Raw genomic sequence first — 15,800 nt, 5'->3', positions numbered from 1 at the left:
CCCACGGCACGAGACGGCTGGCCCACTTGGTGGCCGCTCCGGAGTTCACCTCCGGTTCCCGAGGATCAAGTTTGAGAACCCAGGCACTGTTCCCGGATCGCAGGTGGGGCGTCGGCGAGGATGGCAGAGGCCGTGCGGTGGTCGTCGCCGTCCGGAGCCCGGGTGAGCGCCCAGCGCAGGAGGGGGATGGCGTGGGCCGAGCGCAACAGCACCTCGGCCGCCCGCGCCCCCTCCGGTGAGGTGTCCCTCCAGGTGCGCAGCGCCTCGTCCGGGTCATCGACGGATTCCACCAGGGCGATGTCTCCTGGACGAGCCGTCACGCGCAGGCGTGTGGGGGCCGGCCGGACCGACGTGTACCCGAGGACGACCCCCCTGATGCGTGATCCCACCTCCGGCCACGGTTGTTCCCGCTGAGCCCAGTCCCGGATGTGGTCGCTGTCGACGTACCCCGGCAGGTTCAACGGACCGACCACGACGAGGCCGTAGTGGAGGTGCCGGGTCACGGTGGCCTCGACCACGTCGTACCGGGCAGGAGTTTCGCTCATGGTCTTCCGAATCGGTGCTCGCCGGTGGTCTCGGGATCGGTGGACGACTTCCGGTGGTCGCTCGGAGGCGTCGCGCTCACGACCACCCGGGTTGTGCCGGGCGGGCAGTGCCACCCATGAGGTGTCGCGGTCGATCTCCTGGTGTGCCACGCCGGTGGTTTCCGCGGTGGCGGCTGGGGCGCCGGTGCCGGGGTTGCGGGTGTAGCGGGGTTGGGGTTGTCCGGCTGCCCATGCCGCACCCTGGCAGGTGAACGGAACGGGACATCCGGGTTGCCGATTCCCCTTGGCTCTGCCTGAAAATGACTGATCGGGGTCACTTGCCGATGCCGAAGGCTTCCCTGGCGATGATCTGGCGGGTGGTGGGGACGCCGGTGGTGGTGACGACCCAGGCCGTCCGGCGGGGGTGGTGGCTGTGCTCCGCCTCGCGCAGGAGGGCGTCGGCCAGGTCTGGGCGGGCGGTGAAGCGGCCCGCCGGGAGGGTGGGGGAGACGAGGTAGTCGCTGGTGGTGGTCGTGTCGAACAGGCCGTTGGGGCGCAGGACCGTCCACTCCAGGTCGGTGGCGCGGACGGCGTCCTCCATGCGGAGCATGTCGGTGTAGAGGGTCCGGCCCGCCAGGCGCAGCAGCGGGTCGACGACCCGGCGCTCGAACGGGCCGTCGCCGGGGGCGGGGGTCGGGTCGACGGCGCGGGAGCTGACGCAGACGAGGCGGCGGACGCCGAGGTCGGCCATGGCCCGGGTGATGGTGGTGATGCCCGCGGAGTAGACGGTGATCGGCTTGCGGCTGTAGGGGACGCCGATGGTCGAGACCACCGCGTCGCTGCCCGCGATGGCCGCGCGCACCGCGTCCGGGTCGCGCACGTCGCCCCCGGCGGTGGTCAGCCCGGGGGCGGTGAGCGGGAAGTCGGCCGGTCGCCTGGTCACCGCGGTGACCCGGTGGCCTGCGTCGAGCGCGCGCCGGGTGAGCAGCAGTCCCGTCGGACCGCTGGCGCCGAACACGGCGAGTTCCACGGTGCGTTCCTCCCGGGTCGGGGTCCGTACGGTCCGCGATCCTAGCCCGATGATCATGGTCCGGCGCGCGGGTTTCCGCGGTCGGCGGCACCCGGTGCGATGACCTGCGTGAAACCGTTGCCGGGATGGTCTCGGACGCGGCAATCGTTTCTTGGGTCTTCGTCCGAAAGCCCTGCTGAGAAGTCCTGAGTCCGGCTCGCACGACCGGTTGTCGATTTGTGATCGGCTTCACTGGAGTGGGGGGTTTGAACTGCTCCATCGCTTGTCGGCGTTCGACAATGGGACGCTGAGCTGCGAGGACGTCTCGAATCGCTGTTATTGGCCGCCTTCTTCCGTCGGGGTTCGACTTTAGTTGAACACTCTTCGTGATCTGCCTGTGTCCTGCGTAACGTGCTGTGACCCGGGTCACAATAAGTGTTCGGGGGGTAAAAGGTTGGGCAACAATCGCAACGGTGAAAGTGGGGGCAATCGGTTTCACCGTGGTGGTGATCGGCGGTGTGTGACCGCACCGGGACGTGGGCGGCGACCCCTCCCGGCTGACCGACGCGACGACCATGTCCCCGCTGCACCCGACACCTGTCGGGTGCTCCCGCGCGGGCGCCGGTTTGCCCTGCACAGTGCAGTGCAATTCGGCGGCCGGGGTCCGCGCGCGTACTGAGGTGAACGACCAAGGGGGTGCCGGTGGTCCGGCGGGTCTTCCGGCTCCATCACCGACAAGGAGCCAGCAGTGCGCGTTCTTGTGATCGAGAGCGATCGGGTCGACGCGGAGTCCCTGGTGAACGGGATGTCGCGGCACGGGTACGAGGTGTCGGTCGTGGGCACCGGTGCCGCGGGGCTCAAGGCGTTCCACCAGGCCGAGTTCGTCCTGCTCGACTTAGAACTGCCCGACATCGACGGGCTCGAGGTGTGTCGCAGCATCCGCGCGGCCGGTGACCTGCCGGTCATCGCGGTGACCCGGCGCGACACCGAACTGGACCGGGTGCTCGGCCTGCAGGCGGGCGCCGACGACTACCTGGTCAAGCCGTACGGCTTCCGTGAGCTGCTGGCCAGGATGGACGCCGTCCTGCGCAGGGTGCGGCCCACCCCGGCGGTGCCGAAACAGGTCTCGCGGGGGCGGTTGCGCATCGACGGGCACGCCAGGGAGGTGCGCCTGGGCGACGAGCGGGTCGCGGTGACCCGCAAGGAGTTCGACCTGCTGTACCTGCTGGCGTCCCAACCGGACAGGGTGGTCTCCCGCAAGCAGTTGATGTCGCGGGTCTGGGCGGAGACCTGGATGGAGTCCGCGCGCACCATCGACACCCACGTCAGCAGCCTGCGCAACAAGCTCGGGTCGCGGGACTGGATCATCACCGTGCGCGGCGTCGGGTTCCGCATGGGCTGCGCCGACCACGCGACCGTCGACCGTGCGACCGCCGGGTTTGACGAGTCGTGACGGGACTTGACGGGACTTGACACAGCCCTGTAGCGCAGCGCCTTGACCGGTCGGAGCCCGGCGGCCGACGATGGTGACAGTTCCACCGGATGTCCTGACAGCGGGGGAAAAACAGCCTCTCCCGCTTCTCCGGTGGAAGTCGCCGACACCGTCGTCGGCATCGGAACGCTTGCGACGTAAGGGGATGCAGGGATGCACAGCACCTTGATCGTGGCCAGGATGGACCCGGGGTCCAGTGCGAAGGTCGCCGACCTGTTCGGCGACTTCGACGCCACCGACATGCCGCACCGCATGGGCACCCGCAGGCGCCAGCTCTTCTCCTACCGGGGCCTGTACTTCCACCTGCAGGACTTCGACGCGGACAACGGCGGCGAGCTGATCGAGGAGGCCAAGTTCGACCCGAGGTTCATCGGCATCAGCGAGGACCTCAAGCCGTTCATCGACGCCTACGACCCGGCCACCTGGCGTTCGCCCAAGGACGCCATGGCCGAGCGCTTCTACTCCTGGGAGGGGGACAGGTGAGCGGCAGGCGGGTGGCGATCACCGGCATCGGCGTGACCGCGCCGGGCGGGGTCGGCACGAAGGCGTTCTGGGACCTGCTCTCCCACGGCCGCACCGCGACCAGGGCGATCAGCACCTTCGACGCGTCCGGGTTCCGCTCCCGGGTCGCGGCGGAGATCGACTTCGACCCGGAGCAGAGCGGCCTGTCGCCGCAGCAGGTCCGGCGGATGGACCGGGCCGCGCAGCTCGCCGTGGTCTCGGCGCGGGAGGCGGTGTCGGACTCCGGGCTGGAGTTCGTCGACCTCGACCCGCACCGGACCGGGGTCACCATCGGCAGCGCGGTCGGCGCCACCATGGGCCTGGACCAGGAGTACCGCGTCGTGTCCGACGGGGGCAGGCTGGAGCTGGTCGACCACCGGTACGCGACCAAGCACCTCTACGACCACTTCGTGCCCAGCTCGTTCTCCGCCGAGGTGGCCTGGGCGGTCGGCGCGGAGGGCCCGGTCTCGGTCGTGTCCACCGGCTGCACCTCGGGCATCGACTCGGTCGGGCACGCGGTCGAGCTGATCCGCGAGGGCACCGCCGACGTGGTGGTGGCCGGGGCGACCGACGCGCCGATCTCGCCGATCACCCTGGCCTGCTTCGACGCGATCAAGGCCACCACCCCGCGCGACGACGACCCGGCCACCGCGTCGCGGCCGTTCGACCGCTCCCGCAACGGGTTCGTGCTCGGCGAGGGCGCGGCGGTGTTCGTGCTGGAGGAGCTGGGCGCGGCGCTGCGCCGGGGCGCGCACGTCTACGCCGAGGTCGCCGGGTACGCCTCGCGCTGCAACGCCTTCCACATGACCGGCCTGCGCCCCGACGGCGCGGAGATGGCCGAGGCGATCCGGGTGGCCCTGGACGAGGCCAGGGTGGACCCGACCGACGTCGACTACGTCAACGCGCACGGGTCCGGCACCAAGCAGAACGACCGGCACGAGACCGCCGCGTTCAAGCGCGCCCTCGGCGAGCACGCCCGGCGCACGCCGGTCAGCTCCATCAAGTCGATGGTGGGCCACTCCCTGGGGGCCATCGGCTCCATCGAGATCGCCGCCTCCGCGCTGGCGATGGAGTACGGCGTGGTCCCGCCCACGGCCAACCTGCGCACCCCGGACCCGGAGTGCGACCTGGACTACGTCCCGATCACCGCCCGGGAGCACCGCACCGACACCGTGCTGAGCGTCGGCAGCGGCTTCGGCGGCTTCCAGAGCGCCATCGTGCTCGCCCGACCCGACCGGAGGACCCCATGACCACCGGCGTGACCACCTCGGCGAAGCCGAAGGTCGTCGTCACCGGAATCGGTGCCGCCGCGCCCAACGGCGTCGGCACCCACGACTACTGGTCGGCCACCAGGGTCGGCCGCAACGCGATCGGCCGGGTCACCCGGTTCGACCCGACGCCCTACCCGGCGCGGTTGGCCGGGGAGATCACCGGGTTCACCGCGGCCGACCACCTGCCGAGCAGGCTGCTGCCGCAGACCGACCGGATGACCAGGATCGCCCTGGCCGCCGCGGACTGGGCGCTCACCGATGCCAAGGCCGACCCGGCGTCCTTCGACGCCTACGAGATGGGCGTGATCACCGCCAGTTCCTCCGGCGGGTTCGAGTTCGGCCAGAACGAGCTGCGCAAGCTGTGGAGCATGGGCAGCCAGCACGTCAGCGCCTACCAGTCCTTCGCCTGGTTCTACGCGGTCAACAGCGGCCAGATCTCCATCCGCAACGGGATGAAGGGCCCCAGCGGGGTGGTGGTCAGTGACCAGGCGGGCGGGCTGGACGCCCTGGCCCAGGCGCGCAGGCAGATCCGCAAGGGCACCCCGCTCATCCTCTCCGGCAGCATCGATGCCCCGATCTGCCCGTGGGGGTGGGTGGCGCAGCTCGCGGGCGGCAGGCTCAGCACCGTCGAGGACCCGGAGCGCGCGTTCGTGCCGTTCGACCCCGACGCCGCCGGGCACGTGCCCGGTGAGGGCGGGGCGATCCTGGTGATGGAGGACGCCGAGCGGGCCGTCGAGCGCGGCGCCCGCGCCTACGGCGAGCTGGCGGGCTACGGGGCCACCTTCGACCCCGCGCCCGGCTCCGGCCGGGAACCGGGGCTGCGCCGCGCGGCGGAGCTGGCCATGGCCGACGCGGGGGTGGCCGCCGACGAGGTGGACGTGGTGTTCGCCGACGCGGCCGGGGTCCCCGAGCTGGACCGGGTGGAGGCGGAGGTCATCACCGGCCTGTTCGGACCGCGCGGGGTGCCGGTCACCGCGCCCAAGACCATGATCGGCAGGCTCTGCTCCGGGGCGGCCCCGCTCGACGTGGCCACCGCGCTGCTGGCCATCGAGGAGGGCCTGATCCCGCCCACCACCAACACCTCGCCCGACCCGGGGCTGGGGCTCGACCTGGTGCTGCACCAGCCCCGGCCCGCGTCGGTGCGCACCGCCCTGGTGCTGGCCAGGGGCCACGGCGGGTTCAACTCGGCCGTGGTCGTGCGCGGCACCGACTGACGCGTCCCGCACCGAACCGCGCGGTGGCACCGCCACGCGCAGGCAAGTCCACACCGGACGAACACACACCTTTCGACACCCGAGGAGCACAGCCATGCCCGAGCAGAGGTTCACCGTGGACGACCTGACCCGCATCCTCACCGAAGGGGCGGGAGCGGACGAGACCGTCGACCTCAGCGGCGACATCCTCGACACCGACTTCGAGGAGCTGGGCTACGAGTCGCTGGCGCTGCTGGAGACCTGCGGCCTGATCGAGCGGGAGTACGGCATCACCCTCGACGACGACACCGTCACCGAGCACCGCACGCCGCGCGCCATGGTCGAGGCGGTCAACGCCCGGCTGTCGGCCACCGTCTGACGACGACCGCGAGACACGAGCAGGAGGACGGGGACATGACGCAGGACAAGCCGGTCGCGCTGGTCACCGGCGCCACCAGTGGCATCGGGCTGGCCGTCGCGCGGCTGCTGGGCAGCACCGGGCACGCGGTCTTCATCGGCGCCCGCAGCGCCGACTCGGTGGCGGCCACCGCCGCCGAGCTGCGCGCCGAGGGGTTCGAGGTGGACGGGACCACGGTGGACGTCCGCTCCGGCGCGGAGGTCAAGGCCTTCGTCCGGGCCGCTGTCGACCGCTACGGACCGGTCGGCGTGCTGGTCAACAACGCGGGCCGCAGCGGGGGCGGGGTCACCGCCGAGATCGCCGACGAGCTGTGGGAGGACGTGATCGAGACCAACCTCGGCAGCGTCTTCCGGATGACCAGGGAGGTGCTGACCGCGGGCGGGATGCGGCAGAGGGAGCGCGGCCGCATCATCAACATCGCCTCCACCGCGGGCAAGCAGGGCGTGGTGCTGGGCGCGCCGTACTCGGCGTCCAAGCACGGCGTCGTCGGCTTCACCAAGGCGCTGGGCAACGAGCTGGCGCCCACCGGGATCACCGTCAACGCCGTGTGCCCCGGGTACGTGGAGACCCCGATGGCGGCCAGGGTGCGCTCCGGCTACGCCGAGGCCTACGGCACCAGCGAGGACGCCATCCTCAAGAAGTTCCAGGCCAAGATCCCGCTGGGCCGCTACTCCACCCCCGAGGAGGTGGCGGGCCTGGTCGGCTACCTGGTGTCGGGCACCGCCGCCTCCATCACCGCGCAGGCGATGAACGTCTGCGGCGGCCTGGGCAACTTCTGACCGACCCGACGACAGGAGGGCACCGCATGTCCACCCAGACCGAGCCGCCCGGCCTCACCGAGGTCGAGCACGAGATCACCGTCGCCGCCCCCGCCGAGGAGGTCTACCGGCTGCTGGCCGACGTGGAGAACTGGCCGAGGCTGTTCCCGCCGACGATCTTCGTCGAGCGCGAGGACCTGGGCTCGCAGGCCGAGCTCATCCGGATCTGGGCCACCGCCAACGGCGAGCCCAAGCACTGGACCTCGCGGCGGGCCCTGGACCGGGCGGGCCTGCGCATCGAGTTCCGCCAGCAGGTCTCCACCCCGCCGGTGGCGCAGATGGGCGGCACCTGGATCGTCGAGGAGCACCCCGAGGGCGCCAGGGTCCGGCTGCGCCACGATTACCGCGCGGTCGACGACGACCCGGCGGGCCTGGCCTGGATCGACGAGGCAGTCGACCGCAACTCGCGCACCGAGCTGGCAGCGTTGAAGTCCACCGTGGAGTCGCTGTACGCGGCCAGGGAGTGGACGTTCTCGTTCGAGGACAGCGTCGAGGTGCGCGGTTCGGCCCGCGACGTCTACGACTTCATCGACCGGGCCGACCTGTGGGCGCAGCGGCTGCCGCACGTGGCCGAGGTGCGGTTGCGGGAACCCGCTCCGGGCTTGCAGAACCTGCGGATGGACACCCGCGCCAAGGACGGGTCGACGCACACCACCGAGTCCTACCGGGTGTGCCTGCCGCACCACCGGATCGCCTACAAGCAGGTGACCCTGCCCGCGCTGATGGACCTGCACACGGGGGTGTGGACGTTCACCGAGCGCGACGGGACCACCACCGCCACCTCCCAGCACACCGTGGTGCTGCGCACGGAGAACATCGCGGCGGTGCTCGGCCCGGACGCCACCGTGGAACAGGCGAAGGAGTACGTGACCACGGCGCTGAGCACCAACAGCCTGGCCACCCTCGGCCACGCCAAGGCCCACGCCGAGCAGTCGCGGGGGTGAGCGCCGTGACGACGACCGGGAGGACCGACACGCAGGTGGTCGTCGTCGGCGCGGGTCCGGTCGGGCTGCTGCTGGCCGGTGAGCTGCGCCTGGGCGGGGCCGAGGTGGTCGTGCTGGAGCGGCTGCCCGAGCCGACCACCGAGTCCCGCGCCTCCACGCTGCACGCCAGGACCATGGACGTGCTCGACAGCCGGGGGCTGGTGGCGGCGCTGGGGAACCCGCCGAACGAGCCGAGGGGCCACTTCGGCGGGATTCCGCTCGACCTCACCCTGCCCGGCGCGCACCCCGGCCAGTGGAAGGTGCCGCAGACCACCACCGAGCGGGTGCTGCGGGACTGGGCGGTCGGCCTCGGCGCCGACCTGCGCCGGGGGCACGCGGTGCGCGGGCTGTCGGTCGGCGCCGACCACGTGGAGGTCACCGCCGACGGCCCGCGCGGACCGGTCCGGCTGCGGGCGCTGTGCGTGGTCGGCTGCGACGGGCAGGACAGCACCGTGCGCGAGCTGGCCGGCATCCCCTTCCCCGGCACCGGGGCGGCGCGGGAGCTGGTGCGCGCGGACGTCGCGGGCATCGACATCCCCAACCGGCGGTTCCAGCGGCTGGAGAAGGGGTTCGCCGTCGCCGCCCGGCGCGGCGACGGCGTCACCCGGGTCATGGCGCACGAGTTCGGCCGCGCGCCCGGCCCCGACCGGGGCGAGCCGACCTTCGCCGAGGTGGTCGACACCTGGCGGCGGGTCACCGGCGAGGACATCGGGCACGGCGAACCGCTGTGGCTCAACCGGTTCGACGACACCAACCGCCAGGCCGCGCGCTACCGCGACGGCCGGGTGCTGCTCGCGGGCGACGCCGCCCACCGGCAGCTCCCGGTGGGCGGGCAGGCGCTCAACCTGGGGCTGCAGGACGCGGTGAACCTGGGCTGGAAGCTGGCCGCCCAGGTCCGCGGCCTCGCCGGGCCCGGGCTGCTCGACAGCTACCACGCCGAGCGGCACGCGGTGGGCGCGCGCACCCTGGCCGACATCGCCGCGCAGGCGCTGCTGCTGTTCGGCGGCCCCGAGGTCGAACCGGTGCGCGACGTCGTCGCCGAGCTGATGGCGTACCCGGGAACGCGCGAGCACCTGGCCGGTGCGATCAGCGGCCTCGGCACCCGCTACGACGTCGGCCCCGGCGAGCACCCGCTGCTCGGCGCCCCGGTGCCGCCGCTGCGGCTCGCGGTCGCCGGTCAGCCCGGTGAGCGCCCGGTCGCCGAACTGCTGCGCGGCGGGCGGGGCCTGCTGCTGGTCACCGACACCGGGGCCGCCGAGCGGCTGCGCGCCGCCGCGGACCCCTGGGCCGACCGGGTCACCACCGCGGTCGGGTCCACTCGGGACGCCCTGGCCCCGGCACTGCTGGTGCGCCCGGACGGGCACGTGGTGTGGGCGGGCGAGGGCGACCCGGTGCCCGCGCTCGACCGCTGGTTCGGCGTGCCCACCGCGCGGCGCGGCGGACCCGGGACCGAATGGCCCGGCACCACGGGTCCGAGCACCCACCCGAGCACCACCCACCCCAGCACCACCCGCAACGGTCGCGCGACCCCCGACGGCGCGCGCCACACCGACGACAGGGAGCGGCAGACGATGGGCAGGTTCACCGGCAAGACGGCACTGGTCACCGGCTCCAGCCGGGGCATGGGGCGGGCGACCGCCCTGCGGCTGGCCAGGGAGGGCGCGCTGGTCGCCGTCCACTACACCAGCGACGACGTGGCCGCCAAGGACACCGTGGAGACCGTGGAGCGCGAGGGCGGCCGGGCCTTCGCGGTGCGGGCGGAGCTGGGCGTGCCCGGCGACGTGCACGAGCTGTTCCTCGGCGTCGAACGCGGGCTCAAGGAGCGCACCGGGGCCGCCGTGCTCGACATCCTGGTCAACAACGCGGGCACCATGGGCGGGGTGGAGCCGGAGGCCACCACCCCCGACCAGTTCGACCGGATCTTCGCCGTCAACGCCAAGGCGCCGTTCTTCACCATCCAGCGCGCGCTGCGGATCATGCCCGACGGCGGCCGGATCGTGAACATCTCCTCCGGCCTGACCAGGGTCGCCAATCCGCAGGAGATCGCCTACGCGATGAGCAAGGGCGCGGTCGAGCAACTGGCCAGGCACTTCGCCAAGCACCTGGGCCCGCGCGGCATCACGGTGAACTCGGTGGCCCCGGGCATCACCCGCAACGGCAACCCGGTGTTCGACATGCCGCAGGTGGTCGAGCAGATGGCGCGACTGTCGGCGCTGGGTCGGGTCGGCGAACCGGAGGACGTCGCCGACGTGGTGGCGTTCCTGGTGTCCGAGGAGGCCCGCTGGATCACCGGGGCCTTCGTCGACGCCTCCGGCGGCAGCCTGCTCGGCTGACCGGCCACACCGACCAGGGGAGGGGACACCGTGACCGCACCGGACCGGACCGGCAGGCGACCGGGTGCGCCGCCCGCGGCGGGCTGGGGGCTGCTGCTCGTGCTGGCGGCCAACATGCTCATCGACGCGGTCGAGGTCTCGGCGCTGGTGGTGGCCGCGCCCACGGCCGCGGCGGGGGTGGGCCTGGCCCCCGCCGCGGCGCACTGGCCGGTCACCGGCTTCGCCCTCGGCTTCGGCGGCCTGCTGCTGGCCGGTGGGCGGGCGGTGGCGCTGCTGGGCAGGCGCCGGGTCTACCTGGGCGCCCTGGTCGTGTTCGCCGCCGCCTCGGTGGTGGCCGGGCTGGCGGGCGACCCGGTGACCCTGGTCGCGGCCAGGGTGGTCAAGGGGGCCTGCGCCGCGCTCACCGCCCCCACCGGCCTGGCCATCATCGGAGCGGCCTTCCCCGCCGGACCCGCCCGCGACCGGGCGGTCTCGGTGTACGCGCTCTGCGGCGGCGCGGGCTTCGCCACCGGGCTGCTGCTCTCCGGCGCTCTGTCCACCGTGGACTGGCGGTGGGCGCTCGCCGCCCCGGCCCCGGTGGTGCTGGTGCTGGCCGCCGCGGGCGCCCGGCTGATCCCGGCGGACGAACCCTCCCACGGCCGGTTCGACCCGCCGGGGGCGCTGCTGCTCGCCGGTGCGCTGACCGCGCTCGCGGTGGGCGCCGGATCAGCGGCTCCCGCGCCCTGGCTCCTCGCCGCGGCGGTGCTCGCCGCCGGGTTCGCCGTCGTCGAGCACCGCGCGTCCTCCCCGCTCGTCCCGCCCGCCGTGCTGCGCGACCGCGCCCTGGCCGGGTCGGCGGTGACCGCGGCGGCGATGAACGGCGTCAACGTCGGCCTCCTGCTGCTGCTGTCGCTGCGCTGGCAGGGCGCGGGCTGGTCGCCGCTGACCACCGCACTGGCCCTGCTGCCCGCCAGCCTGCCGCTCGCGGTCGCCGCGCCGTTCTCCGGCGACCTGGTCCGCCGCGTCGGCGCCCGGCGGCTGATCGCGGCGGGCGCGCTCGCACCCGCGGCGGGCTGCGCCCTGCTGCTGCGCCCCGGCGCGCTGTCGGACTACCCGCTCGGCGTGCTGCCCGCGCTGCTGCTGGTGGCGGCGGGCTTCGTGCTCGCCTTCGCCGCCCTCAACGCCACCGCCCTGTCCGGGGCCGGGGCCGTCGAGCGGGCCGCGACCGGCGGCGCCTACCAGACCGCCGTGCAGGCCGGGGCGGTCGCCGTCCCCGCCCTGGTCGTCTCCACCGGGGGCGCCGCGGTCGCCGTGCTCACCGCCGTCGCCGCGGTGGGAGCCGCCGCCGGTCTGGCGGGCCTGCCCTCCCGGGGCCACGAGTCCCCGCACCCGACTTCCCAGTGAAGGAGCACACCGTGTTGCACCAGATCGAGGAGTTGACCGCGCTCAAGGCCGAGGTCCGTCGCGGTCCGAGTGAGCGCGCCACCGCCGCCCAGCACGCCAAGGGCAAGCTCACCGCCAGGGAACGGATCGACCTGCTGCTCGACGAGGGCTCGTTCACCGAGGTCGAACCGCTGCGCAGGCACCGCGCGGTCGGGTTCGGCATGGAGGACCGGCGACCGCACACCGACGGGGTGATCACCGGGTGGGGCGAGGTCGAGGGGCGCACCGTGTTCGTCTACGCCCACGACTTCCGCGTCTTCGGCGGCGCGCTCGGCGAGGCGCACGCGCAGAAGATCCACAAGGTGATGGACCTGGCCGAGGCCGCGGGCGCCCCGCTGGTCTCGCTCAACGACGGGGCGGGCGCGCGCATCCAGGAGGGCGTGCAGGCGCTCGCGGGCTACGGCGGCATCTTCCAGCGCAACACCCGCGCCTCCGGGGTCATCCCGCAGATCAGCGTCATGCTCGGCCCGTGCGCGGGCGGGGCGGCCTACTCGCCCGCGCTGACCGACTTCGTCTTCATGGTGCGCGGCACCTCGCAGATGTTCATCACCGGCCCGGACGTGGTCCGCGCGGTCACCGGCGAGGAGATCACCCAGGACGGCCTCGGCGGGGCCGACGTGCACGCCACCGGCTCCGGGGTGGCGCACTTCACCTACGACGACGAGCGCGAGTGCCTCGCCGACGTGCGCCACCTGCTGTCCATGCTGCCCGCCAACAACCGCGAGCTGCCCCCGGTGCTGCGCGGCGACGACCCGCCCGACCGCCCCACCGACGTGCTCGCCGAGATCGTGCCCGCCGACCAGGGCCGCGCCTACGACGTGCGCCGGGTCATCGAGGAGGTCGTCGACGACGGCGACTTCCTGGAGGTGCACCCCGGCTGGGCGGGCAACCTGGTGTGCGCGCTGGCCCGCCTCGACGGCGGCCTGGTCGGCGTGGTCGCCAACAACCCGGCCGTGCTCGCGGGCGCGCTGGACATCGAGGCCTCGGAGAAGGGCGCGCGGTTCGTGCAGTGGTGCGACGCGTTCAACGTCCCGCTGGTCACCCTGGTCGACGTGCCCGGCTTCCTGCCCGGGGTGTCCCAGGAGCACAGCGGCATCATCCGCCGGGGCGCGAAGCTGCTCTACGCCTACTGCAACGCCACCGTCCCGCGCGTCTCGCTGGTGCTGCGCAAGGCCTACGGCGGCGCCTACATCGTGATGGACTCCCGGTCCATCGGCGCCGACCTGGCGCTGGCCTGGCCGGGCAACGAGATCGCGGTGATGGGCGCGGAGGGCGCGGCCAACGTGGTGTTCCGCCGCGAGATCGCCGAGGCAGACGACCCGGCCGCGGTGCGCGCCCAGCGGATCAAGGAGTACCGGGCCGAGCTGATGCACCCCTACCACGCCGCCGAGCGCGGCCTGGTCGACGACGTCATCGCCCCCGGGGAGACCCGCTCGGTGCTGGTCCGCGCGCTGGCCATGCTGCGCGCCAAGCACGCCGCCCTGCCCGAGCGCAAGCACGGCAACCCGCCCCAGTGACGACCAGCGGGCAGTGACCCCCGGCCCGCAGCGATCCGGCACCACCACCCCCGCACCAGGAGAGGCAGAACCGTGTCCGACCAGCCCACCGTCCTGATCACCGCCGCCACCGGCAACGTCGGCCCGCACGCCGCGGCCGAGCTGCTGGCCAGGGGCGCGCGGGTGCGCGCGCTCGTGCTGCCCGACGACCCGAACGCCGGGCGGCTGCCCGCCGGGGTGGAGGTGTTCCACGGCGACCTCGGGGACCCCGACAGCGTCGACGCCGCGCTCGACGGCGCCGACGGGGTGTTCCTGATGTGGCCGTTCTTCACCCTGGACACCACCACCGCCCCGGCCGTGGTGGCCAAGATCACCTCGGTGCCCCGGCGGGTGGCGCTGGTGTCCTCCGTCGGTGTCCACATCGGACTCGAACCGGTGGACAACAACTGCCACGCCTACCTGGAGTCGCTGCTGGAGCCCACCGGCGCGGAGTGGACCTTCCTGCGCACCACCGGGTTCTTCGCCAACGCGGTGGGCTTCGCCGGGCAGGTGCGCGGCGGGGACGTGGTCCGGTTCCCCTACGGCGCGGCCACCCGCACCTCCGTGCACGAGCGCGACCTGGCCGCGGTGGGGGCCGAGGCGCTGGTCACCGGCGGTCTCGGCGGGCGCGCGCTGCTGGTGTCGGGCCCCGAGGAGCTGTCGCAGGCCCGCCAGGTGGAGATCATCGGCGAGGTCCTCGGCAGGCCCATCGGCTGGGTCGACGTCGAGCACGACGACGCCCGCCGTGCCATGGTCGACACGGGGTGGCCGCCCTCCTACGCCGACGGCGCGCTGGACTACTTCGCCGCGCTGACCAAGGAACCGGAGGTCGGCTCCGACGTCGTGGCCGAGGTCACCGGCCGCCCCGCCGCCACCTTCCGGGAGTGGGTCCACGAGCGCGTGGACGCCTTCCGCTGACCGCCGAGGAGGACTCCGCACCGATGGCACCGCACAGCTCAGGCGAGCACACCACCTTCGGCATCCTGCGCACCGACGGCAGGGCCACCGCCGACCGACTGGCCCGCACCTGGACCGAGGAGGTCGGCGCGCACCTGCGGCACGCGCCCGGCTTCCGCTCCGCCACCCTGCACCTCGCCGACGACGGCACCACCCTGGTCGACCAGGGGGAGTGGGCGGGCGAGGAGGAGTACACCCGGTCCTTCCTGGACAACCCCGACTGCGAGCGGCTGCGCGGCATCGGGGACTGGCCCGGGGTCGACGTCGGCACCGTGTTCGCCGGGCGCGCCGAACCCGGCATCGAGGGCCCCGCCGCGGGGGCCGACCCCGAGGTGGTGGTCGTGGCGATCCGCCACCTCGCCGAGGGGGCGGCGGACCGGGTGCTCGACCTGCTGCGGGAGAGCGCCGGGTGGAAGAAGTCATTCCCCGGCTTCATCTCGGCCACGCCGTTCCTCAGCCGGGATGGCACACTGTTCGTGAACCACCCGAAGTGGGACAGCGACACCGCCTACGCCGCCTGGATGCGCGATCCGCGGATCGCCGAGGGGCAGGAGGAACTAGCCCTCCTGGAAACCGCGCCACCGGAATACCTGCGCTGCACCGTGATCGCGGAGATCACCGCGAGCCCGATCGGCTAGCGGCGCGTCGGACGCGGTCGCGCCCCCGGGCGGCACCGATCCCGAAAGGTCCGACGACATGCCAGAGACGACGACGGTGCCGGTCGACTTCACCCTCGACCTCACCTGCGTCCACTCCTACCTCGGCTTCACCAGGTTCGAGCGGGCGGCGGCCACCCTGCGCGAGCGCGGGGTGGCCGTGCAGGTGCGGTTCCACCCGTTCCAGGTCAGCCCGGACGCCCCGGTGGAGGGCGAGCCGCTGCGCGACGTGCACGAGCGGTTCTTCGGCAGCCGCTGGAAGGTCGCCGAGGCCACCGGTTCCATGGCCGAGGTGGGCGCCAAGGACGGGCTGGAGTTCAACTTCGACCGGGCCGTGCACGTCAACACCTTCCGCGCCCACCGCCTCGCCGCCGCGGCGGCGGAGCAGGGCGCGGGCGAGGCCGCCGTGGAGCGGCTGTTCCGCGCCTACCTCACCGACGGCGCCAACATCGGCGACCCGGACGTGCTCGCCGCGATCGCCGCCGAGGTCGGCGTCACCCCGCCGGTGGGCGGCGACGACGACCTGCGCGCGGAGTTGGCGCGGGTCCGCGCCGGGGGCGTGCACGCCGTGCCGCAGGTCCGCGTCGCGGGCGGGCCGCCGATGGTCGGCGCGCAGACCGAGCAGGACTACGCCGAAGCACTGGAGCAGCAGGTCACCGCCCGGCGGTGACCCGAGCCGGACGGGAGA

15 protein-coding genes are annotated in these 15,800 nt (G+C 73.4%); 13 read left to right on the top strand and 2 right to left on the bottom strand.

The genetic code is table 11. The features are described from left to right. Window positions 1–65: 65 nt before the first annotated feature. Both DFQ13_RS20795 and DFQ13_RS20790 read right to left on the bottom strand, forming a co-directional pair. A complete protein-coding gene (locus tag DFQ13_RS20795) occupies window positions 66–545 on the bottom strand; it encodes a hypothetical protein (protein WP_110080998.1) in 480 nt (159 codons plus the stop codon). Between the two features lie 313 nt (window positions 546–858). Then, window positions 859–1,554, bottom strand: a complete 696-nt coding sequence (locus DFQ13_RS20790; RefSeq protein ID WP_110080997.1) for an NAD(P)-dependent oxidoreductase — start codon at window positions 1,552–1,554, stop codon at window positions 859–861. Between the two features lie 727 nt (window positions 1,555–2,281). Here DFQ13_RS20790 and DFQ13_RS20785 point away from each other — a divergent pair. The 13 genes from DFQ13_RS20785 to DFQ13_RS20725 all read left to right on the top strand — a co-directional run bounded on the left by DFQ13_RS20785 (window position 2,282) and on the right by DFQ13_RS20725 (window position 15,782). Beyond that, window positions 2,282–2,986, top strand: coding sequence for a response regulator transcription factor (locus DFQ13_RS20785; protein ID WP_233427482.1), 705 nt, complete (start codon window positions 2,282–2,284; stop codon window positions 2,984–2,986). Between the two features lie 192 nt (window positions 2,987–3,178). Further along, window positions 3,179–3,508 carry a TcmI family type II polyketide cyclase gene (locus DFQ13_RS20780; protein WP_035280227.1) on the top strand — a complete coding sequence of 110 codons (330 nt, stop codon included), beginning with the start codon at window positions 3,179–3,181 and terminating at the stop codon, window positions 3,506–3,508. Further along, the gene (locus DFQ13_RS20775; protein WP_035280228.1) at window positions 3,505–4,776 is read left to right on the top strand and encodes a beta-ketoacyl-[acyl-carrier-protein] synthase family protein; all 1,272 of its coding nucleotides are present in this window, start codon (window positions 3,505–3,507) and stop codon (window positions 4,774–4,776) included. The genes DFQ13_RS20780 and DFQ13_RS20775 overlap by 4 nt, the downstream gene beginning before the upstream one ends. After that, the gene (locus tag DFQ13_RS20770; RefSeq protein ID WP_052020894.1) at window positions 4,773–6,011 is read left to right on the top strand and encodes a ketosynthase chain-length factor; all 1,239 of its coding nucleotides are present in this window, start codon (window positions 4,773–4,775) and stop codon (window positions 6,009–6,011) included. The genes DFQ13_RS20775 and DFQ13_RS20770 overlap by 4 nt, the downstream gene beginning before the upstream one ends. A 94-nt stretch (window positions 6,012–6,105) precedes the next feature. Beyond that, a complete protein-coding gene (locus tag DFQ13_RS20765) occupies window positions 6,106–6,369 on the top strand; it encodes an acyl carrier protein (protein ID WP_035280230.1) in 264 nt (87 codons plus the stop codon). A gap of 35 nt (window positions 6,370–6,404) precedes the next feature. Then, entirely contained in the window at window positions 6,405–7,187 is a 783-nt protein-coding gene (locus tag DFQ13_RS20760; RefSeq protein ID WP_110080996.1) for an SDR family NAD(P)-dependent oxidoreductase, read from the top strand. A 26-nt stretch (window positions 7,188–7,213) separates the two neighbouring features. Then, entirely contained in the window at window positions 7,214–8,170 is a 957-nt protein-coding gene (locus tag DFQ13_RS20755; RefSeq protein WP_110080995.1) for an aromatase/cyclase, read from the top strand. 5 nt (window positions 8,171–8,175) lie between these two features. Continuing rightward, window positions 8,176–10,542 carry an SDR family oxidoreductase gene (locus DFQ13_RS35160; protein WP_110081037.1) on the top strand — a complete coding sequence of 789 codons (2,367 nt, stop codon included), beginning with the start codon at window positions 8,176–8,178 and terminating at the stop codon, window positions 10,540–10,542. Window positions 10,543–10,572: 30 nt separating this feature from the next. Beyond that, window positions 10,573–11,925, top strand: coding sequence for an MFS transporter (locus DFQ13_RS20745; RefSeq protein WP_110080994.1), 1,353 nt, complete (start codon window positions 10,573–10,575; stop codon window positions 11,923–11,925). A gap of 11 nt (window positions 11,926–11,936) precedes the next feature. Next, on the top strand, window positions 11,937–13,481 hold the full coding sequence (locus DFQ13_RS20740) for an acyl-CoA carboxylase subunit beta (protein ID WP_407643184.1): 1,545 nt from the start codon (window positions 11,937–11,939) through the stop codon (window positions 13,479–13,481). Between the two features lie 72 nt (window positions 13,482–13,553). Then, complete coding sequence (locus DFQ13_RS20735; RefSeq protein WP_035280244.1) at window positions 13,554–14,417, top strand: NAD(P)H-binding protein; 864 nt, start codon at window positions 13,554–13,556, stop codon at window positions 14,415–14,417. 23 nt (window positions 14,418–14,440) lie between these two features. After that, window positions 14,441–15,094 carry an antibiotic biosynthesis monooxygenase family protein gene (locus DFQ13_RS20730; RefSeq protein ID WP_110080993.1) on the top strand — a complete coding sequence of 218 codons (654 nt, stop codon included), beginning with the start codon at window positions 14,441–14,443 and terminating at the stop codon, window positions 15,092–15,094. A 58-nt stretch (window positions 15,095–15,152) separates the two neighbouring features. After that, a complete protein-coding gene (locus tag DFQ13_RS20725) occupies window positions 15,153–15,782 on the top strand; it encodes a DsbA family oxidoreductase (protein ID WP_035280252.1) in 630 nt (209 codons plus the stop codon). Window positions 15,783–15,800: the final 18 nt, after the last annotated feature.

Source organism: Actinokineospora spheciospongiae, assembly GCF_003182415.1.
Lineage (GTDB): Bacteria > Actinomycetota > Actinomycetes > Mycobacteriales > Pseudonocardiaceae > Actinokineospora > Actinokineospora spheciospongiae.
The sequence above is the reverse complement of the archived record's forward strand: the minus strand, read 5'-3'. Positions and strand labels throughout refer to the sequence as shown.

Bases quoted from the DNA above. Each gene is read 5' to 3' on its own strand.
- DFQ13_RS20795 (WP_110080998.1), bottom strand. From the start codon at position 545: ATGAGCGAAACTCCTGCCCGGTACGACGTGGTCGAGGCCACCGTGACC.
- DFQ13_RS20780 (WP_035280227.1), top strand. From the start codon at position 3,179: ATGCACAGCACCTTGATCGTGGCCAGGATGGACCCGGGGTCCAGTGCG.
- DFQ13_RS20770 (WP_052020894.1), top strand. From the start codon at position 4,773: ATGACCACCGGCGTGACCACCTCGGCGAAGCCGAAGGTCGTCGTCACC.
- DFQ13_RS20765 (WP_035280230.1), top strand. From the start codon at position 6,106: ATGCCCGAGCAGAGGTTCACCGTGGACGACCTGACCCGCATCCTCACC.
- DFQ13_RS20760 (WP_110080996.1), top strand. From the start codon at position 6,405: ATGACGCAGGACAAGCCGGTCGCGCTGGTCACCGGCGCCACCAGTGGC.
- DFQ13_RS20755 (WP_110080995.1), top strand. From the start codon at position 7,214: ATGTCCACCCAGACCGAGCCGCCCGGCCTCACCGAGGTCGAGCACGAG.
- DFQ13_RS20730 (WP_110080993.1), top strand. From the start codon at position 14,441: ATGGCACCGCACAGCTCAGGCGAGCACACCACCTTCGGCATCCTGCGC.
- DFQ13_RS20725 (WP_035280252.1), top strand. From the start codon at position 15,153: ATGCCAGAGACGACGACGGTGCCGGTCGACTTCACCCTCGACCTCACC.